The following is a 17826-nucleotide window of genomic DNA, read 5'->3' on the forward strand; positions in this document are numbered from 1 at the left end:
AGCCGCCTTTCGCCGGCCGGTCTAGAGGTCGGCGCTGCGCTTTTCCTCGTCCACCGTGGCGGCGGCGCGATGGAAGATCGCCGCGATCTCCTCGGGGCGCGCCTGGCGCAGCGCCTTGGCCACATCCGCCTGACGCAGAACGCGCGCCGCCATGGACAGGACCGGCAGATGCTGCGCCGCGCTGTCCTTGGGCAGAAGCAGCATCAGCACAAGGTCCACCACGCGTTCGTCCACGGCCTGGAACTCGATCGCGGGCTTCAGCCGGGCGAACAGCACGGCCGGCGCCTCGATCCCCGCGCAGGGGCAATGGGGCAAGGCGATGCCGTGGCCGATGCCGGTGGAGCCCAGCTCCTCCCGTTTGGACAGCTTCGACAGGACGGTGTCGTGGTCCAGTCCAAAGACGTCGGCGGCGCGGTGGGCCAGAAGGTCCAGAAGCGCGGCCTTGTCAGCCACCTCGATGTCCAGCAGCAGCCCATCGGGGCGGATCCGTTCGGAGAGCGTCATGCACATCCCGTTGAAACGTGAACGCCACCCCGTGTCCGGGATGGCGGAAGGGTCCTAGACAGCGCGTTTCAGCGCCTCGACCAGATCGGTGCGTTCCCAGCTGAAGCCGCCATCGGCGTCCGGCGCGCGGCCGAAATGGCCGTACGCCGCCGTGCGGGCATAGATGGGACGGTTCAATTGCAGATGTTCGCGGATGCCGCGGGGCGACAGGTCCATGACCTTCGGGATCGCCCGCTCGATCGCGGCGGCGTCCACCTCGCCCGTGCCGTGGGTGTCCACGTAGACGGAAAGGGGTTTCGCCACGCCGATCGCGTAGGAGATCTGGATCGTGCATTTCGACGCCATGCCGGCCGACACCACGTTCTTGGCCAGATACCGTGCGGCGTAGGCGGCCGAACGGTCCACCTTGGTGGGATCCTTGCCCGAAAACGCGCCGCCACCATGGGGGGCCGCGCCACCATAAGTGTCCACGATGATCTTGCGGCCGGTCAGGCCCGCGTCGCCATCCGGCCCGCCGATCACGAAGGTCCCGGTGGGGTTGACCCACCATTCCGTCTTCTCGGTCAGCCAGCCCTGCGGCAGCGTTTCGCGGATGTAGGGTTCCACAATGGCGCGGATGTCGTCCGAGGTCTGGGCGATGTCGCGGTGCTGGGTGGACAGGACGATGGACGTCACCTCCACTGGCTTGCCATCTTCGTAGCGCAGGGACAGCTGCGATTTCGCGTCCGGACCCAGCGTGGGTTCTGCGCCCGACTTGCGGGCTTCGGCCAGACGGCGCAGGATCGCGTGGGCGTATTGGATCGGCGCGGGCATGAGGTCCGGCGTCTCGTCCACGGCGAAGCCGAACATGATGCCTTGGTCGCCCGCGCCGTCCTTGTCCACGCCCTGGCTGATATGGGCCGATTGCGGATGCAGCAGGTTCAGCACGCGCAGGGTGTTCCAGTGGAACTTGTCCTGTTCATAGCCGATATCCTTCACGCAATCGCGGACGATGGCGTCGATCTTGCCCAGATGTTCGTGCAGGCGGGCCTTGTCGGTCAGACCCACTTCCCCGCCGACGACCACCTGGTCGGTGGTGGCGAAGGTTTCGCACGCCACCCGTGCGTTCGGCTCCTCGGTCAGGAAGGCGTCGAGGATCGCATCCGAGATGCGATCGCAAACCTTGTCCGGGTGCCCCTCCGACACGGATTCGGAGGTGAAGGTGTAGTTCTTGCGCGACATGGAAAGTGTGCTCCGTTGGATATCCCCGTCACGCCAGGAAGCCGTTGTGACGGTTCGATGAGCAGCATCGCTATATCGGGCGGGGGCGAGGGTCAACCGCGCCTTTTCCGGCGCAGGACCAGCAGGACCCCCGCCAGAAGCACCAGAACGGCAAGAACCGGCCCTTCGCCGAAGCGTGCATAGACCGTGGCCGGCAATGCGCCGGGCAGTTCGGCGTCCAGATACCCCTGCTCCCCCAGCAGAAGGCTTTTCTGCACCCGCCCCTTGGCGTCGATCATGACGGAAACGCCCGTATTGGCGGCACGGACCATGGGCAGCCCCTGCTCGATCGCGCGCAGGCGGGCCTGCGCCAGATGCTGATAGGGGCCTGTCAGCGTCCCGAACCACGCGTCGTTGGTGATCTGCAGCAGCCAGCCCGGACGGGTGTCGGCGCGGACGTCCTGCGGGAACACCGCCTCGTAGCAGATCAGGGGAAGCGCGTCGCCCAAGGTCCCCAGATCCAGCACATGCGGGCCCGGCCCCGCCATGTAGCCGTGGCCCAAGCGCGCCGCGAAGGCCGAGATGCCGACACGGGCCAGCGTGTCCCCGAAGGGCATGTATTCCCCGAACGGCACCAGATGGTGCTTGTCATAGATCTGGGACACCCGACCGTCCGGCTGCACCACCGCGAGGGAGTTGAAGGCCAGCGGCCCTTCCGTGCGCTGGATGCCGACGGCGGCGGGCACGCCTGCGGCCGAGCCGATCTCTTGCGCGACATAATCGTCCAGAAGATAGGGAACGGAGGTTTCGGGCCAGACCACCAGATCCTTGCGCCCCGGCGCCGCCGACAGATCCAGCGCGCGGCGGAACAGCATCGCGGCGCGATCCGGATCCCATTTCATGGCCTGCGCGGCGTTGGGCTGCACGATCCGCACGATGCGGCCGGTGCCCGCCGGGTCCGGCTGGTCCAGCCGCCACAGGCCAAGACCGAAGGCCCCGATCAGCAGGACGCCCGACAGGGCCGCCCCCTTCCAGCGCAGCGCCACCGGCAGGGCCGCCATCAGCGCGGTCATCAGCGTCAGGCCGGTCGGTCCGATCCAGGCGGCCATCTGCGACGGCGCCCAGCCGATCCAGACATGCCCCGGCAGCGCCCAGGGGAAGCCCGTCAGCACGTGGCCTCGCGCGAATTCAACGGCCGTCAGTGCGACCGCGAAGATCAGCGGGCCCCGCGCCACGGCCGCCGCCAGCGCCCAGAACAGCGCCAGCCCGAAGGACAGAAGCACCACCGCGAAGGGGGCCATCCAGCCAAAGGTCCAGGGATCCACAAGGAAGGGTTCGATGATCCAGTTCAGCGCCAGCGCGAAATACCCGGCCCCGGCGAACCATCCGGTCCAGGCCCGCGCGCGCCAGTCTTCGGCCCGCGACAGCATCACGCACACCGCGGCCAGCCCCGCCAGCGTGAACCACCAGAAGCCCAGGGGGGCCTGCCCCGTCGCCATCACGGCACCAAGGCCAAAGGCCGCGCCCATGCGCGACCAGCCGGGGAAACGCCACATCACAAGCCTCCGTCGCCAGACGCGTCGCTTGTGGCCCCCGGCCGTCGTGGCGTCAAGCGGGCTGCGCCTCGGGCAGATGGACGCGCAGACGCTTGATGCGGCGGGGATCGCCGTCCAGCACCTCGAACCGCGCACCCGATTCGTGATCCACCACCTCACCCTTGCGGGGCACGCGACCGGCGCGCACGAAGATCAGGCCGCCGATCGTGTCGACATCCTCGTCGTCATCCTCGCGCCGCAGTTCCAGCCCCGTCGCCTTTTCGAACGCGTTCAGCGAGGCGCGCGACTGCACGATGTAATTGCCCTGCGCGTCCTGCACCCAAAGGGCGCCGGCCACCTCGTCATGCTCGTCGTCGATCTCTCCGATGATCGTCTCGATCAGGTCCTCGATCGTGACCAGACCGTCGACGCCGCCATATTCATCGATCACCAGCGCCAGATGCATCCGTTCGCGCTGCATCTTCTGCAGCAGCATGGCGGCTGTCATCGAAGGGGGGGTGAACATGATCGGGCGCAGCAGCGTGCGCAGGTCGAAGGGTTCCTGCGAGGTGAAATCGTGCCGCAGCGCCAGATCCTTCAAAAGGACCATGCCCAGCGGATTGTCGAGCGAATCCTCGTAGACGGGAAGGCGCGAATATCCCTCCTCGCGGAACACCGCGACCAGGTCCTTCAGGCCGATGTCGATGGACACGGCCTTGATCTCGGCCTTGGGAACCGCCACATCGTCCACCCGCAGGCGGCGAAGGTTGGCGATGCCGTGATGTTCGTCCGGTTTGTCCGCGGCGTTCTCACGGTCTTCGCCCGGCGCGAAGGCGCCGAAAAGCCGTCCGAAAAAGCCGCGATTGTCACGCTCGTCCAGAGCGACGTCCGCAACGTCGCGCCGTTGATCGTCCTCTGCGGTGTCCTGCGCGCCCTGCGCCGCAGGAGAGCCGTCGATGCTACTGCCCATGTGTCCTTCTGTCGGATGCAACGCCGTCGGGGGCGCCGCCGCCAATATGGGGCACGGGTGGCCTGTCTGGCAAGGGTTCCGCGGTCAGGCGTAGGGGTCGGAAATGTTCAAACTGGCCAGAATCCGCGTTTCGGTGGATTCCATCAGCTCCGCATCGGCGTCATCGACGTGATCATAGCCCAGAAGATGCAGGATCCCGTGCACCACCAGATGGGTCACGTGATCCTCGGGGGTCTTCTTCTGGTCCGCCGCTTCGGCCATGCAGGTTTCCCAAGCGATGGCGATGTCGCCCAGCTCGTCCGGGTCGTCCTCGTCCCCGCCCGACAGGTCGGGAATGCCGCCGGGTTCGCCCGCCGCGCGATCCTCGGACGGCCAGGACAGCACGTTGGTGGGCTTGCCCTTCTGGCGGAACTGGGCGTTCAGCTCCGCGATCTCGGCGTCGTCGCAGCCCATCAGGGCCAGCGTCACGCCATGAACGCCCAGCGCGGCGAAGGTGGCCTCCGCCGCGCGCGTCGCAAGGGCCGGAAGGCCGAAGGCCTCCCAGCGGTCGTCTTCGATTACGGTGTCAACCAGCGGTTCCATCGGCGGCTTCATACGCTTCGATGATGCGGCCCACAAGCGGGTGGCGCACCACGTCCTTGGAGGTGAAGTAGTTGAAGCTGATGCCCCGCACTTCCTTCAGGATCCGCTCCGCGTCCCACAGCCCCGAGGTCGTGCCGCGCGGAAGGTCGATCTGCGTCCGGTCGCCCGTGATGACCATGCGCGAGCCTTCGCCCAGACGGGTCAGGAACATCTTCATCTGCATGGTCGTGGCGTTCTGCGCCTCGTCCAGCACGACAAAGGCGTTGGACAGCGTCCGGCCGCGCATGAAGGCCAGCGGCGCGATCTCGATCTTCTTGTCTTCCATCAGCTTGGCCAGCTGCTTTTGGGGCAGGAAGTCGTTCAGCGCGTCGTAAAGCGGCTGCATGTAAGGATCGACCTTTTCCTTCATGTCGCCGGGCAGGAAGCCGAGGCGTTCCCCCGCCTCCACCGCGGGACGCGACAGGATGATCTTCTCCACCCCCCCGGACAGAAGCATGGTCACGCCCACCGCGACGGCCAGATAGGTCTTGCCCGTCCCGGCCGGGCCGATGCCGAAGGCCATCTCGTGGTCGAACAGGTTTGCGACATAGGCCTTCTGCGCCTCGGTCCGCGGCTCCACCGGTTTCTTGCGGGTGCGGATCTCGTACTTGCCGGGCTGGAACATCTCCATCTGCTCGACGGTGTCGCCGAAGACGGGGGCGGACATGCGCAGGGCGCTGTCCACGTCGCCGGAGGTCAGGCCGCGTCCGGCCTCCAAGCGGGCGTAAAGTCCGTTCAGCACAGCCTCGGCCTGGTCGCGCGACGGCTTGTCCCCCACAAGGGCAAGACGGTTGCCGCGCCTCAATATATGAACCCCCATCTGTTGCTCGATCTTGGCCAGGTGACGGTCGTATTCGCCACAAAGGTCGATCAGAAGACGGTTGTCGGGAAATTCAAGAACGGTTTCCACGGCGTCTTCCGGACGTTTCGGGGAAGTCAGCGCACTGATGCCCAAGGAGATCTCCTTACTGCAGGCGTGAAGCTATACCTTGAATGTGGGGGCCGGACGCCCCCGAGGCAAGCGTTTTGCAACCGAGACCCGAAAGTCGCCACCCGCGGGCCACATCCCCTAGACCCGCACCCCGGCGAGGGAGTTCGCGGTGCTTTCCGTGATGCGAACCCGCACAAGATCGCCCGTTTTCGCGGCAGGATCGGTCACGTGGACCGCGTGCAGGTGATCGGACTTGCCGACCATCTGGTCCGCCCAGCGCCCGGGCTTTTCGTAAAGGACGCCCACCTCCCGGCCCACCATCGCCTCCTGTGCGGCGCGCTGCTGGTCGATGATCAGGTCGCGCACCTCCTGCAGGCGGGCGTCGCCCACCTCGGTCGGCAGTTCGGGCTTCTCGGCGGCGGGGGTGCCGGGGCGGGCGGAATACTTGAAGGTGAAGGCCGCGCCATAGCGCACCTCGCGGATCAGATCGACGGTGGCGCGGTGGTCGGCCTCCGTTTCCCCCGGAAACGCCACGATGAAGTCCGACGACAGAAGGATGTCGGGCCGCGCCGCCCGAATGCGCTCGATCAGGCGGAGGTAGCTGTCGGCCGTGTGCTTGCGGTTCATCGCCTTCAGGATGCGGTCCGATCCCGACTGCACCGGCAGGTGCAGATAGGGCATCAGCTTCGCCTCCTCTCCATGCAGGGCGATCAGGTCGTCGTCCATGTCGTTGGGGTGGCTGGTGGTGTAGCGGATGCGTTCCAGCCCGTCGATCCGGGCCAGTTCGCGCATCAGCCGCGCCAGCGTCCAGTCGTCGCCGTGATAGGCGTTGACGTTCTGGCCCAGCAGCGTGATCTCTCGCACGCCGCGTTCGACCAGATCGCGCGCTTCGGCCAGAAGGCGCTGCGGGCTGCGGCTGACCTCCGCCCCGCGGGTATAGGGCACGACGCAGAATGCGCAGAACTTGTCGCAGCCTTCCTGAACGGTCAGGAAGGCCGTCGGCCCGCGCAGGGCCTTGCGCGGCGGCAGGTGGTCGAACTTGTCTTCGGCCGGGAAATCGGTGTCCACGGCCGGTCCCCTGCCCTGCACCATCTCTGGCAGGCGGTGATAGCTTTGCGGCCCCACGACCAGATCGACCATCGGCATGCGGCGGATGATCTCCGCCCCCTCGGCCTGCGCGACGCAGCCGGCGACGCCGATCTTCAGGTCGGGGTTCTTGCGCTTCAGCGGCCGCAGGCGGCCCAGATCGGAATACAGCTTCTCCGACGCCTTTTCACGGATGTGGCAGGTGTTCAGCAGGACCATGTCCGCATCCTCGGCCCGGTCCGTCACGACATAGCCCTGCCCGCCCATGGCTTCGGCCATGCGCTCGCTGTCATAGACATTCATCTGACAACCGTAGGTTTTGATGAACAGCTTCTTCACGTCGGCCATGGTCGCTCTTCCGTAAGGTGATGGCGCTTCTATCCGAAAAACATCCCCGATCGCAATCGAAGGTCTTGCCCTGCCCCAAGGGGTTCCGCCATCTTGGCGCCGAAACGGCTATGGATGAATGAATGCGTTACCGCAATCTGGAAGACGTGATTGGCGCAAACGTGTTCCGCAAGGGCCCTGTCGCAGTCATCATGGCAGAGGATGAGACCGAGGTCGGTTCCTCCCTTGCCCATGCGCGGATGCTGGGCTTTCCCTGCGTGCTGCTGCTGACCCATGACGAGATTCGCGTCGCCCCCGAGGACGAGGCCCCGGTGCACCGCGTGAGCCATGACGTTCATATGGAAGACGCGATGCCCCGCGTGATGAACCGCCTGATCGCGGCGGCGCCGGGGGTGTGGTTCCATTACTGCTTCAACGGCGAATACCTGTTCTACCCGTTCTGCGAAACGCGCGACGTGCGGGAACTGATCTCCTTCCACACGGAAGAACGGCGCTATTCCTTCCTGACCTATGTGGTGGATCTTTACGCGACCGACCTCGACACCTATCCCAACGGCGTCTCGCCCGAGGACGCGCATCTGGACCGTGCCGGCTATTACGCCCTGGGGCGCGAGGATCCGCTGAACGGCTTCCAGCACAAGGACCGGCAGATGGACTTCTACGGTGGCCTGCGCTGGCGGTTCGAGGAGCATGTCCCCTACCACCGCCGGCGCATCGACCGGATCAGCCTGTTCCTGGCCAAGCCGGGGCTGGAAATGCGCCCCGACTTCACCTTCAACGACGAGGAATACAACACCTATTCCTGCCCGTGGCACCACAACGCGACCACGGCCGTGTGTTCCTTCCGCGCGGCCAAGGCCCTGCGCACGAATCCCGGTTCACGGCGCGAGGTGAAGGATTTCCGCTGGCACTACTCCATCCCCTTCCGCTGGGATTCGCAGCAGCTGATGGATCTGGGCCTGCTGGAGCCCGGCCAGTGGGTGTGACGTTTCGGGCGGAACGAAACCGCCCGAAATTCTGACAAATCCCTCTGGACAGCCCCGCAACACTCGCTTATCAGACCCACACCAAACGCGGCACGCCGCAAAAGTGCCCGGATAGCTCAGTTGGTAGAGCAACGGATTGAAAATCCGTGTGTCGGCGGTTCGACCCCGTCTCCGGGCACCACTTCCTTTCCCTGACAGTGAATCCTGATCGGTGCGAAGCGGCGCCTGACGCTTAGCGGACCTTTCCCGGATCGCGCGTGGAGGTCAGCGCCGGTGCGAACAGCGCGATGAGCAGGGCCGCTGCCCCCACCATGGCAAAGGGAATGCGAAGCGAGGTCGCGTGCGCCATGAACCCGATGACGGGCGGGCCAAGCAGCATCGCCCCATAGCAAAGCGTGGCGACGGAGGCGATCGCCTGACCGGCCGGAACTTCTGGATCGTTGGCCGCGCGGGAAAAGGCCATGGGAACCACCGCCGCATAGCCCAGCCCCATCAGGATGAACCCGACCAGCGCCACCGGAAGCGCGCCCGTGACAGCACACAGCCCGTAGCCGCTGGCCGCCAGAAGACCGCTGGTCCGCGCCACGTTCGCAGCACCGAACCGGGTGATGAGGCGGTCGACGCACAGCCTCATCACAACCATGGTGACGGAAAAGGCGGCGTATCCGAAGGTGGCCTGCGCTTCGGGCGCTTGAAGCGTTTCCTTCAGGAAGACGGCACTCCAATCCACGGCGGCCCCTTCGCCCAGACCCGCGGCCAAGGCCATGATCCCGACGAGGATGAGCGCGCCGCGGGGCAGCGCGAAGACCGGGTCGTGCGCTGCACCGGTGCGGGTCTCCGACTCCCAAGGCGCTATGAGGAAGGGTCCGAACACGGCTGCCGACAAAAGAACGGTTGCAAGGAAGTGCACGGCCGGCGCGACCCCGACGGAGGTGGCCACGTAGCCGCCGGCCGCCCCCAGCCCTGCCCCAAGGCTCCACATCGCGTGGAAGGACGACATGACGGACCGCTTCATGTGCCGCTCGACCTCGCTGGCCCAGCTGTTCATCGCCACGTCCATGGACCCGTGGAACATCCCGAACAAGAAAAGCGCAACGGCAAGCATGCCCATCGACGGCGCGACACCCAGGAAGACGAAGGACAGAAGATACCCAGCCGCGATCCAGCGCGTCAGCCGCACCGCGCCCAAGCGGTCGGAGAAACGCCCCGCAAGCGGAAAGGACACGAGCGCGCCGATCCCCATGGCCAGCAGCAGGGCGCCCAGCACCCGTTCGTCCAGCCCAAGCCGGTCCACGAAGGCCGGGATGCGCGAGGCCCAGGATCCAAGGAGTATACCATTCAAGGCAAAGGCGGCGGCAACGCAGCGCCACGGCGTTCTCGATTCAGGCACGGTGAACCTCCAGACCCTTGCTGGTGAAATCGCGGAGGGTGTCCGGCGACGCGTCGGTGATCAGCAGGGACATCTCCTTCAAGGGCAGAACACGATGACGCGCCCGCCGTCCCAGCTTGTCCGCACCGGTCAGGGCAACGGTCCTGTGGCTTGCCATGCCCATGGCCCGCTTGACCGAGGCTTCGTCGGGATCGTCCGCGCTAAGGCCGAAACCGGCATCAAAGCCGCAGACCCCCAGAAAGGCGATGTCCGCGGCCACGTCCGCTATCGCCACGACAGCCTCATGCCCCACGCAGATCGCGCCGGAGCCTGACAGGCGCCCCCCGACCAGATGCGTGGGCACCCCGGCCGCCAGACAGGCCAGCGCCACGGCCGGAGCCGGAGTCACGACAAGACCGTTGGGCAGAGGCGGCAAGGCCTGGGCCAGCGCCAGAACCGTCGCGCCCCCATCCAGAAGCAGGACCATCCCGTCCTCGATCAGGGGGAGCGCGCGGGCAGCAAGCGCCTCGTACCGGGCATGGCTTTGGGCCATCCGGCGCAACGCGGCCCCTGACGGACGCGCAACGGGCATCGCCCCGCCACGGACGCATCGCGCCACGCCTTCCGTTTCCAGCAGCTTCAGATCCCGTCGCACCGTATCGACCGAGACATGAAACTCCGACGCGACCGACGCCAGTTCCACTGTCTGGCCACGCTCCAGACGGGCCCGCAAGATATCTTGTCGTGCGTCCGGCAGGTTCACTGGTCTATCCCTTCAGCGTTATGCATCATCATGCTGCATTCTGCTGTATTCTGCAACAGGACTTGTCGCCGGGAACCATGCCTTCATCAGAAGGTTGAAAGGGCACCAAGGGCCTTATGCCCTGCGACCGCGAACGCGATGCTGCACGACCCGCCGGGCTGACGCGCGTTCAAGACCATGAAAGGCTTCACGACATGCAGCATGCGGCCACCACCACCCCACCGGGACGTGTCATGAACGCCGCGACCCGACACGGCCGGATCCGATCCATTCATCCGATCCATGCCCTTCTTCTGGCTTTCGTGTTCCCGCTGTTTCTGGGCACGCTGGTCGCAGACATCGCCTATGGGCGGAGCGCCGAGATCCAGTGGTCGAACTTCGCGCAGTGGCTCAACGCCGCCGGGTTGTTCATGGGCGGACTGGCGCTGCTTGCGGCCCTGATCGGCCTGGTGCGTCACCGCAAGATTTCGACCGGCCGACCCCTGGTGTACGGGCTGATCCTGCTGGCGGCCTGGATCGTCGGCCTCCTCAACGCCTTTGCCCATTCTAAAGACGCTTGGGCCGTCATGCCCGAGGTGCTTTGGTGGTCCTCGGCGGCGGCGGCGTTGGCGCTGGTCGCCTCGTGGCTCGGCTATGCTGGCTTTCCCATCAAGGAGGAAACGTTCTGATGCGGTCCCTGTTCCTGACCAGCGCCCTAGTGGCCGTGCTTCCCCTTGCTGCCATTGCCCAGTCCACCGGTGAAAGCCCCCAGCTTCCCGAACCCAATCGGGGCCTGCTGCCCGACATGACGATCCCGCGCCCGGCGCAGTGGGGCGATGCGAAGCCGACGGTGCCCGAGGGCTTCGAGGTTACCGCCATCGCCACGGGCCTCAAAATCCCGCGCCAGACGCTGATCCTGCCGAATGGCGACATCCTGGTGGCCGAAGGCAAGGGCCAGGGCGCCCCTGCCCTGCGCCCCAAGGACATGATCGCCGGCATCATCAAGGCCTGGGGCAAAAGCCCCGAGCCCGGCGGCAACCGATTGACGCTGCTGCGGGACGCCGACGGCAACGGCGAGTACGAGGTGCAGACCGTCTTTGCCGAGAACCTGAACTCTCCCTATGGCCTCGCCTTCGTCAACGGGTCGATCTACGTCGCCAATCAGGACGCGGTGGTTCGCTTCCCCTATACCGAGGGGCAGACCGAGGCCGCGGGTCCGCCGGAAGTGCTGACCCGGCTGCCGTCCGCGATCAACCACCACTGGACCAAGTCCATGGCGGCCAGCGCCGACGGGCGGTTCCTGTACGTGGGCATCGGGTCCAACAGCAACATCACCGAACGCGGGATCAATGCCGAGGAAGACCGCGCGATGGTGTGGGAAATCGACGCGACCACCGGCGCGCATCGCCCCTATGCCACCGGCATCCGCAACCCGACGGCGCTGACGATCCAGCCCGGCACGGATGCGCTTTGGGCCGTAGCGAACGAACGGGACGAGATCGGGCCGGATCTGGTGCCCGACTACCTGACCTCGGTCCAGCAAGGGGGCTTCTATGGCTGGCCCTACAGCTATTGGGGTCAGAACGTCGATGTCCGGGTGCAACCGCAGAATCCGGACAAGGTGGCCTCGGCCATCACGCCGGACTACGCACTGGGCGCGCATGTCGCGGCCCTTGGGGTCGATTTCTCCAACGATGCGATGGGGCCGCAATTCGCGGAAGGCGCTTTCGTCGGCATGCACGGAAGCTGGAACCGGAACGAGCCGGTGGGATACAAGGTCGTCTTCGTTCCCTTCCAGAACGGCGCGCCTGCCGGAGAGCCGGTGGATTTCGTTTCCGGCTTCCTCGTCGATGCGGGCAAGACCCGCGGGCGCCCGGTGGGCGTCACTGTCGATCCAAGGGGTGCGCTGATCGTCGCGGATGACCTGTCCAACACGATCTGGCGCGTGGCCCCTGTCAAGCCGTAGAGACCGGCTGCGCGCGTAAAGGAAAGATCGGGGCGGCTGCGGCTGTTCCGGCTTTCCGCGTGTGATAGGAGCTTTGCGATGAGGCTCCTGCACTTCCTTGCCCCGCCGGTATTTCTCACACCCTCGGTTTAAGGCATCAAAAAAAACGGCCCGTGCCTCATGTACCAAGTACCACCGGCTTGAGGCAGCGACATCTGGCAATAGGAAGATATGGCGGAGACGAAGGGATTCGAACCCTCGAGACCCTTCCGGGCCTGCACCCTTAGCAGGGGTGTGCCTTCGACCACTCGGCCACGTCTCCGCTGACCCGTATAGGGGTCAAGTTTTGGGAAAACAAGCGGCTTTTCCGAAGGAAGGCGGCCTTAGGTCAAAAGGCTGTTTTGAGGCATCTTGAACGCCGGTATCCTGCAGAAAACCACGGCAGGCCACAGGAGCGGATGCTCAGGGCACTCCGGTCCCACCAGATGCAGCACAGGTTCACCACCAATGGCGCATAACCCACCATGCGGAACTGATGCCCAGCAGACCAAAGAGGATTTCCGGCAGCACGGCCACGACGCCTGCGACGGTGAACATGATGTTTCCTATCTTGGCTCCAAGGACCGGTCCTTTCCGCACCCCTGCCTAAGTCGTATACATCATTTTTTAATAAATTGATACTTCCGCCGCAGTCGGCGAAGCAAAGGCTTCGTTTCACATCAAAGGGCGTCGACGCCCAGATCCTCGATGACCATCTGGCGCGCGCGGTTCACCCGGCTTTTCACGGTCCCAATCGCACAATCGCAAATTTCGGCTGCTGTTTCATAGCTTTCGCCCAGCATCACCACCAGGATCAGCATTTCGCGATAATGGGACGGCAGGCGGTCCACTGCGGCCATCAACTCTTTCCCGCGCACATACCATTCCTGCGTGGCCGGACTGATCGGGGTGGAGGAGATGCAATCCTCCCCAGCCGGCGCCTCACGCGTGCGAATCTTTACCGAGGTAAAGAACGTGTTGCGCATGATGGTGAACAACCAGGCGCGCAGGCGGCTCCCCTCTTCGAACTTGTCGATGTTGCCAAGGGCCTTTACCAGTGTATCCTGAACAAGGTCGTCGGCATCGGCGGCGTTTCGGCACAGGGAACGGGCGTAAGCCCTCAGGGCGGGAATCAGCTCCAGCACATCGGGAACCACCTTCCCTCCTGCTTGCTGATCCATGTCCTGCCACCCTGCTGTCTTTGATGCGGGGTCAACGTGACCTGGGGCCTTTGGTTCCGTCATGCAGGGATATGGAATGAACGACGTGCGCGACCTGGATGAGGATCTGAAGCGGCTGACGGCCGAACTGCTCGACGCATTGCGGAACGAGCCCGTGCCGGCCCCCATCCTCGACCTCGCGTCCCGGCTGCAAGCGGCGCTGAACGCCCGCGCCACCGTCCCGGCCGATCCAGAATGATCTTTCTCGAATCATATTGACTCTGCCCCCAGCTTTATCCCCAAGAGATTCGGTCTCCGGAGCCGATTGAGGATTCACAGCGCGAATCGGTCCCCCTAAGATGGGCCCCTGATTGGTTCTGGGGGCGGCATGCTGGACGGTTTCATCTTTGACAGCGACCTTCACCCGATCGACGCGGTGGAGGTCTTCGCCTCTCGCAAGGCGTGGGAGTTCGACCGGCTGAGCGAGGACCGCATCGCCCTGACGGTGGAGGGCCAATGGCGGCTTTACAGGCTGACCCTTGTCTGGCAGCCCTTGGACGAAACGCTGCGCCTTTTGTGCACGTTCGAGATGAACCCGCCCGCGGCCCGCCGCCCGGCCCTGTTCGATCTTTTGAACCGCGTGAACGACAGCGTCTGGACGGGGGCCTTCACTTTCTGGGCCGATCAGCGTCTGATGGTCTGGCGCTATGGCCTGGCCTTGTCGGGCGGGCAGATCGTGGGCGCCGAACAGATCGAACACCTGATGCAAAGCGCCGTCGCGGCCTCGGAACGTTTCTATCCGGCGTTCCAGCTGGTCGCATGGGGCGATGCGGCGCCGGAAAAGGCCCTGAAGATCGCAATCGCCGAGGCGTATGGCCGGGCCTGAGGGAGAACGAGGATGACACTGGATCAGGTGGCGGAACGCGGGCTTGTCCTGCTGGGATGCGGAAAGATGGGATCGGCCATGCTGGCCGGCTGGCTGGACGGGGGCCTGCCGCCCGCCTCGGTCCATGTGATGACGCCGAATCCATCGGACTGGCTGAAGGGCACGGGCGTCCACATCAACGGTGCCGTGCCGATGGACGCCGCCATCGCCCTTCTGGCCGTGAAGCCGCAGAAGATGGCCGAAGCGCTGCCGCGTCTGGCCCCCCTGGGCGGTGGCACGACCCTGTTCCTGAGCGTGGCCGCCGGCCTGACGCTGGCGCGGTACGAGGCGATGCTGGGGGCCAGCACGCCCATCGTGCGGGCCATGCCCAACACGCCATCGGCTGTCGGGCGCGGCATCACGGCGCTGGTCGCGAACGCGCAGGTGACGGAAGCCGACATGCAACTGGCCGAGGCCCTTCTGTCTGCCGTCGGCGACACCGTGCGGCTGGAGCGGGAGGACCAGATGGACACCGTGTCCGCCATCTCGGGCTGCGGCCCGGCCTATGTCTTCCACCTGATCGAGGCGCTGGCGGATGCGGGCGTGGCCGAGGGCCTGTCGCCGGAACTGGCAATGCGGCTGGCCCGCGCGACCATCACCGGTGCGGGGGAACTGGCTTACCAGTCGCCCGACGACGCCCAGCAGTTGCGGGTGAACGTCACCTCTCCGGGCGGGATGACGGCGGCGGGGCTGGCGGTGCTGATGCGGGATCTGCCCGACCTTGTGCACCGCACGGTGCGCGCGGCGTCCGATCGCGGGCGGGAACTGGGCGCATGATCACCTTCGACGATTTTGCAAAGCTCGACATCCGGGTGGGCCGCATCACCAGGGCCGAACCCTTCCCCGAAGCACGCAAGCCCGCCATCAAGCTGTGGGTCGACTTCGGAGAACTGGGGGAAAAGCGATCCTCGGCCCGGATCACGCGGCACTACACTCCGGAGTGCCTGATCGGGCGGCAGGTGCTGGCGGTCGTCAATTTCCCGCCGCGCCAGATCGGCCCCGTCATGTCCGAGGTGCTGGTGCTGGGCGTTCCAGACGCCGGAGGGGAGGTCGTCCTGATCGCGCCCGAGCAGGACGTGCCCCTCGGCGGTCGGCTGTTCTGACGCGTCATCCTGTCGCAGCGGGCAGCGCAGTTTCGCCAATGATATCAGGTTTTTGACAATTTTCCGCGCAAGCGCCGCCGGCGTTAGCGCGAACGTCGCCCCCGTTGCGAAACACGGCATTGCCCTGTCGCAGGTCGTGCCCCACCTTTCGAAAAGGGGAGGCCACTTGAACTGGATTGGTGATCGCATGATTGCTCGACAAAGCCGCGCCTTTCGTGTTGCCCGACTTGCCGCCGCACAAAAGCGCACACCCGAAACCGACCGCACCCTTGGCATCCTTCTGGCCGCCATCGCCGGAAGCCTGAACGCCGGCGGCTTTCTGCTGCTGTCGCAATACACCTCCCACATGACGGGGCACCTGTCGAACATGTCGGGGGGGGTCGTCTTCTCCAACCTGATCATGCTGCTGGACAGTCTGGCGGCGGTGACGGGCTTCGTGCTGGGCGCCGCCTTATCGGCCGCGATGATCGCTTGGGGACAGTTGAACCATTCCCGCCTGTGCTATGCCTTGCCGCTGGGCGTGCAGGGCGTGCTGCTGGCCGCCTTGGCCCTGATCAGCACACTGCCCGACGGGTTGGAGCATCGGATCGCCATCATCAACGTCTGCTTCGTGATGGGCCTGCAGAACGCCACGATCACCCGCATTTCCGGCGCACGCATCCGCACCAGCCACGCCACCGGCCTGATCACCGACATGGGGATCGAGATCGGTCGCTCGCTCTACCGCCTCGTGTCCCCCCGCTCGGGCATCGTGGCCGACACGGGACGCCTTTGGCTTTATGTGCAACTGGTGGTGGCCTTCATCGTCGGCGGCATCCTGGGCGCCATCGGCCACGGGATGATCGGCTGGAATTTCGCGATCCCGCCCGGCCTCGCCCTGATCGCGCTGGCGCTGTGGAGCCCGCGCCACAAGTCCCGCGAGGAAGCGACCGCCTAGTCGGCCTGCCTTTGGGCCGCGTCGTCGCGCATGGCGCGAAGGTCAACGATGGCGCGGTCCAGCGCCTCGCGCTGGCGGGTAAGTTCGTCCAGCTTGCGGTCGGCGATGGCGACGATCGACTGCCGTTCGGCGGCGGGCCCCTGGCTTTGCGACAGGATCAGCCACTGCCGGATCTCTTCCAGCGAAAAGCCGAAACGCTTGCCGCGCAGGATCACCTCCATCCGCCGCACCTCGCGCGGGCCGTAGAAGCGGGCCCGCCCTTCCTTGTGCGGCTGCAGGAGTTCGATGTATTCGTAATATCGCAACGTGCGGGGCGTCACCTCGAACCTGGCGCACATATCCTTGAAGTTCAGCAAATCGTCCAACATCCGGGCCTCCTGCCGCACCAGATAGTGCCGCGCGGCGGGCCAGCAAACCGACTTGCGCCACATCCCGAATGTGGGCAGGATCGCGCCATGGATCTGCTGGAACGCGCACGCCGCTTCATCGCCGTCATACCGCACTGCACCGCCCTGGGCATCACCGTTCAGGATGTAGGCCTGGGACGGGCGACCCTTGCCCTGCCCTATGACATCCGCCTGATCGGCGATCCTGCGACCGGCGTCATCGCCGGCGGGGCGGTGTCGGTTCTGCTGGATTCCGCCGCAAGCGCCGCCGTGATGGCCCATCCCGAGGCGCGGGGCGTGACCGCCACCATCGATCTGCGCGTCGACTACCTGCGGGCCGCCACGCCCGGCCAGACCGTCGTGGCCGAGGCCGAATGCTATCACGTGACCCAGCACGTCGCCTTCGTGCGCGCCAAGACCCATGACGACGACACCGGCCGCCCGGTGGCCGTCGCCACCGGCACCTTCACCATCCTGCGCGAGGGGACATGATCGAACCCGTCCACGCCGTGAAGGCCCGCCGCAATCAAGCGTTGGCCGATCTTCTGGCCAGCGTCCCGTATATCGACTTCCTCGGCATGCGCTTCGACCGCCGTGGGGATGAGTTGACGGCCATCCTGCCCTTCAAGGACAGCCTGCTCGGCGTCCCCGTGCCGCCGGCGATCCACGGCGGCGTCACGGCCGCGTTTCTGGAGATGACCTCGCTGATTGAGCTGTCCTGGTCCTCCACCTGGACGCAGATGGAGGCGGGGGAGCCGCGGCCGCACCTGCCCCGGACCATCAACATGACCATGGACTACCTGCGCCCCGGCCTGCCACGCGACGCCTACGCCCGCGCCCGCGTGGTGCGCTTCGGCCGCCGCTATGCCAGCGTGCATGTGGAAGCCTGGCAGGACAACCGGGACCGCCTGTTTGCCCAGGCCACGGGACATTTCCTGATGCCCGCGGGCGCGTGACCCCTTCCCTTTTTCCTCGATTCACCCTATAGGCGCATCCTTCGACCCCATGCACCCTTGGAGGATGGGGCGATCAACCAGTA

At 65.7% G+C, this 17826-nt stretch carries 21 protein-coding genes, 2 tRNA genes and 1 riboswitch; of the genes, 11 read left to right on the top strand and 12 right to left on the bottom strand.

What is annotated here, in order from left to right:
- Positions 1-21 precede the first annotated feature (21 nt).
- The 7 genes from ACSHZY_RS00540 to miaB all read right to left on the bottom strand — a co-directional run bounded on the left by ACSHZY_RS00540 (position 22) and on the right by miaB (position 7195).
- The gene (locus ACSHZY_RS00540) at positions 22-504 is read right to left on the bottom strand and encodes a PTS sugar transporter subunit IIA (protein ID WP_435164006.1); all 483 of its coding nucleotides are present in this window, start codon (positions 502-504) and stop codon (positions 22-24) included.
- A gap of 54 nt (positions 505-558) precedes the next feature.
- On the bottom strand, positions 559-1725 hold the full coding sequence (gene metK, locus ACSHZY_RS00545; protein ID WP_435164009.1) for a methionine adenosyltransferase: 1167 nt from the start codon (positions 1723-1725) through the stop codon (positions 559-561).
- Positions 1726-1733: 8 nt separating this feature from the next.
- Positions 1734-1781, bottom strand: a riboswitch (SAM-SAH riboswitch).
- A 36-nt stretch (positions 1782-1817) separates the two neighbouring features.
- Positions 1818-3260, bottom strand: a complete 1443-nt coding sequence (gene lnt / locus ACSHZY_RS00550; protein ID WP_435164012.1) for an apolipoprotein N-acyltransferase — start codon at positions 3258-3260, stop codon at positions 1818-1820.
- Between the two features lie 52 nt (positions 3261-3312).
- Positions 3313-4209 carry a hemolysin family protein gene (locus tag ACSHZY_RS00555; RefSeq protein WP_435164015.1) on the bottom strand — a complete coding sequence of 299 codons (897 nt, stop codon included), beginning with the start codon at positions 4207-4209 and terminating at the stop codon, positions 3313-3315.
- 84 nt (positions 4210-4293) lie between these two features.
- Complete coding sequence (gene ybeY / locus ACSHZY_RS00560) at positions 4294-4791, bottom strand: rRNA maturation RNase YbeY (protein ID WP_435164017.1); 498 nt, start codon at positions 4789-4791, stop codon at positions 4294-4296.
- The gene (locus ACSHZY_RS00565) at positions 4775-5785 is read right to left on the bottom strand and encodes a PhoH family protein (RefSeq protein ID WP_435164021.1); all 1011 of its coding nucleotides are present in this window, start codon (positions 5783-5785) and stop codon (positions 4775-4777) included. The genes ybeY and ACSHZY_RS00565 overlap by 17 nt, the downstream gene beginning before the upstream one ends.
- A gap of 114 nt (positions 5786-5899) precedes the next feature.
- The gene (gene miaB / locus ACSHZY_RS00570) at positions 5900-7195 is read right to left on the bottom strand and encodes a tRNA (N6-isopentenyl adenosine(37)-C2)-methylthiotransferase MiaB (protein WP_435164024.1); all 1296 of its coding nucleotides are present in this window, start codon (positions 7193-7195) and stop codon (positions 5900-5902) included.
- 122 nt (positions 7196-7317) lie between these two features.
- Between miaB and ACSHZY_RS00575 the strand changes: the two genes are divergently transcribed.
- Both ACSHZY_RS00575 and ACSHZY_RS00580 read left to right on the top strand, forming a co-directional pair.
- Positions 7318-8181 carry a hypothetical protein gene (locus ACSHZY_RS00575; protein WP_435164027.1) on the top strand — a complete coding sequence of 288 codons (864 nt, stop codon included), beginning with the start codon at positions 7318-7320 and terminating at the stop codon, positions 8179-8181.
- Between the two features lie 105 nt (positions 8182-8286).
- Positions 8287-8362, top strand: a tRNA-Phe gene (locus tag ACSHZY_RS00580).
- A 51-nt stretch (positions 8363-8413) separates the two neighbouring features.
- Here the strand turns inward: ACSHZY_RS00580 and ACSHZY_RS00585 are convergent.
- Positions 8414-9523, bottom strand: a complete 1110-nt coding sequence (locus ACSHZY_RS00585) for an MFS transporter (RefSeq protein WP_435164030.1) — start codon at positions 9521-9523, stop codon at positions 8414-8416.
- Positions 9524-9563: 40 nt separating this feature from the next.
- Entirely contained in the window at positions 9564-10313 is a 750-nt protein-coding gene (locus ACSHZY_RS00590; protein ID WP_435164033.1) for a DeoR/GlpR family DNA-binding transcription regulator, read from the bottom strand.
- 194 nt (positions 10314-10507) lie between these two features.
- On the opposite strand from ACSHZY_RS00590, the gene ACSHZY_RS00595 reads away from it, so the two are divergent.
- Positions 10508-10981, top strand: coding sequence for a DUF2231 domain-containing protein (locus ACSHZY_RS00595; RefSeq protein WP_435164036.1), 474 nt, complete (start codon positions 10508-10510; stop codon positions 10979-10981).
- Complete coding sequence (locus tag ACSHZY_RS00600; RefSeq protein WP_435164039.1) at positions 10981-12258, top strand: PQQ-dependent sugar dehydrogenase; 1278 nt, start codon at positions 10981-10983, stop codon at positions 12256-12258. Before ACSHZY_RS00595 ends, ACSHZY_RS00600 begins: the two co-directional genes overlap by 1 nt.
- A gap of 211 nt (positions 12259-12469) precedes the next feature.
- Here the strand turns inward: ACSHZY_RS00600 and ACSHZY_RS00605 are convergent.
- Positions 12470-12559: transfer RNA gene (locus tag ACSHZY_RS00605), tRNA-Ser, on the bottom strand.
- Between the two features lie 397 nt (positions 12560-12956).
- Entirely contained in the window at positions 12957-13457 is a 501-nt protein-coding gene (locus tag ACSHZY_RS00610; RefSeq protein ID WP_435164042.1) for a sigma-70 family RNA polymerase sigma factor, read from the bottom strand.
- A gap of 76 nt (positions 13458-13533) precedes the next feature.
- Between ACSHZY_RS00610 and ACSHZY_RS00615 the strand changes: the two genes are divergently transcribed.
- The 5 genes from ACSHZY_RS00615 (at position 13534) to ACSHZY_RS00635 (ending at position 16401) form a co-directional block, all read left to right on the top strand.
- Positions 13534-13695 (top strand): hypothetical protein, encoded by a 162-nt coding sequence (locus ACSHZY_RS00615; RefSeq protein WP_435164045.1) that lies wholly within the window; start codon positions 13534-13536, stop codon positions 13693-13695.
- Between the two features lie 129 nt (positions 13696-13824).
- Entirely contained in the window at positions 13825-14322 is a 498-nt protein-coding gene (locus tag ACSHZY_RS00620; RefSeq protein ID WP_435164048.1) for a YbjN domain-containing protein, read from the top strand.
- Between the two features lie 12 nt (positions 14323-14334).
- Positions 14335-15138, top strand: coding sequence for a pyrroline-5-carboxylate reductase (proC, locus tag ACSHZY_RS00625; protein WP_435164051.1), 804 nt, complete (start codon positions 14335-14337; stop codon positions 15136-15138).
- The gene (locus ACSHZY_RS00630) at positions 15135-15464 is read left to right on the top strand and encodes a tRNA-binding protein (RefSeq protein WP_435164054.1); all 330 of its coding nucleotides are present in this window, start codon (positions 15135-15137) and stop codon (positions 15462-15464) included. Before proC ends, ACSHZY_RS00630 begins: the two co-directional genes overlap by 4 nt.
- Before the next feature lie 187 nt (positions 15465-15651).
- Positions 15652-16401 carry a YoaK family protein gene (locus ACSHZY_RS00635; RefSeq protein ID WP_435164057.1) on the top strand — a complete coding sequence of 250 codons (750 nt, stop codon included), beginning with the start codon at positions 15652-15654 and terminating at the stop codon, positions 16399-16401.
- Here ACSHZY_RS00635 and ACSHZY_RS00640 read toward each other — a convergent pair.
- Positions 16398-16769: a MerR family DNA-binding protein gene (locus ACSHZY_RS00640; protein WP_435164060.1), complete on the bottom strand. Its 372-nt coding sequence runs from the start codon at positions 16767-16769 to the stop codon at positions 16398-16400. The genes ACSHZY_RS00635 and ACSHZY_RS00640 overlap by 4 nt on opposite strands.
- 87 nt (positions 16770-16856) lie before the next feature.
- Between ACSHZY_RS00640 and ACSHZY_RS00645 the strand changes: the two genes are divergently transcribed.
- Both ACSHZY_RS00645 and ACSHZY_RS00650 read left to right on the top strand, forming a co-directional pair.
- Positions 16857-17279 (top strand): PaaI family thioesterase, encoded by a 423-nt coding sequence (locus tag ACSHZY_RS00645; RefSeq protein ID WP_435164063.1) that lies wholly within the window; start codon positions 16857-16859, stop codon positions 17277-17279.
- The gene (locus ACSHZY_RS00650; protein WP_435164065.1) at positions 17276-17743 is read left to right on the top strand and encodes a PaaI family thioesterase; all 468 of its coding nucleotides are present in this window, start codon (positions 17276-17278) and stop codon (positions 17741-17743) included. The genes ACSHZY_RS00645 and ACSHZY_RS00650 overlap by 4 nt, the downstream gene beginning before the upstream one ends.
- Positions 17744-17826: the final 83 nt, after the last annotated feature.

Origin of the sequence: Falsirhodobacter sp. 1013 (assembly GCF_051195255.1) — a bacterium.
GTDB lineage: Bacteria > Pseudomonadota > Alphaproteobacteria > Rhodobacterales > Rhodobacteraceae > Falsirhodobacter.

Coding starts and splice junctions, on each gene's coding strand:
- ACSHZY_RS00540 (WP_435164006.1), bottom strand. CDS start 504: ATGACGCTCTCCGAACGGATCCGCCCCGATGGGCTGCTGCTGGACATC.
- metK (WP_435164009.1), bottom strand. CDS start 1,725: ATGTCGCGCAAGAACTACACCTTCACCTCCGAATCCGTGTCGGAGGGG.
- lnt (WP_435164012.1), bottom strand. CDS start 3,260: ATGTGGCGTTTCCCCGGCTGGTCGCGCATGGGCGCGGCCTTTGGCCTT.
- ACSHZY_RS00555 (WP_435164015.1), bottom strand. CDS start 4,209: ATGGGCAGTAGCATCGACGGCTCTCCTGCGGCGCAGGGCGCGCAGGAC.
- ybeY (WP_435164017.1), bottom strand. CDS start 4,791: ATGGAACCGCTGGTTGACACCGTAATCGAAGACGACCGCTGGGAGGCC.
- miaB (WP_435164024.1), bottom strand. CDS start 7,195: ATGGCCGACGTGAAGAAGCTGTTCATCAAAACCTACGGTTGTCAGATG.
- ACSHZY_RS00575 (WP_435164027.1), top strand. CDS start 7,318: ATGCGTTACCGCAATCTGGAAGACGTGATTGGCGCAAACGTGTTCCGC.
- ACSHZY_RS00595 (WP_435164036.1), top strand. CDS start 10,508: ATGCAGCATGCGGCCACCACCACCCCACCGGGACGTGTCATGAACGCC.
- ACSHZY_RS00600 (WP_435164039.1), top strand. CDS start 10,981: ATGCGGTCCCTGTTCCTGACCAGCGCCCTAGTGGCCGTGCTTCCCCTT.
- ACSHZY_RS00610 (WP_435164042.1), bottom strand. CDS start 13,457: ATGGATCAGCAAGCAGGAGGGAAGGTGGTTCCCGATGTGCTGGAGCTG.
- ACSHZY_RS00615 (WP_435164045.1), top strand. CDS start 13,534: ATGAACGACGTGCGCGACCTGGATGAGGATCTGAAGCGGCTGACGGCC.
- ACSHZY_RS00620 (WP_435164048.1), top strand. CDS start 13,825: ATGCTGGACGGTTTCATCTTTGACAGCGACCTTCACCCGATCGACGCG.
- proC (WP_435164051.1), top strand. CDS start 14,335: ATGACACTGGATCAGGTGGCGGAACGCGGGCTTGTCCTGCTGGGATGC.
- ACSHZY_RS00630 (WP_435164054.1), top strand. CDS start 15,135: ATGATCACCTTCGACGATTTTGCAAAGCTCGACATCCGGGTGGGCCGC.
- ACSHZY_RS00635 (WP_435164057.1), top strand. CDS start 15,652: ATGATTGCTCGACAAAGCCGCGCCTTTCGTGTTGCCCGACTTGCCGCC.
- ACSHZY_RS00640 (WP_435164060.1), bottom strand. CDS start 16,769: ATGTTGGACGATTTGCTGAACTTCAAGGATATGTGCGCCAGGTTCGAG.
- ACSHZY_RS00645 (WP_435164063.1), top strand. CDS start 16,857: ATGGATCTGCTGGAACGCGCACGCCGCTTCATCGCCGTCATACCGCAC.
- ACSHZY_RS00650 (WP_435164065.1), top strand. CDS start 17,276: ATGATCGAACCCGTCCACGCCGTGAAGGCCCGCCGCAATCAAGCGTTG.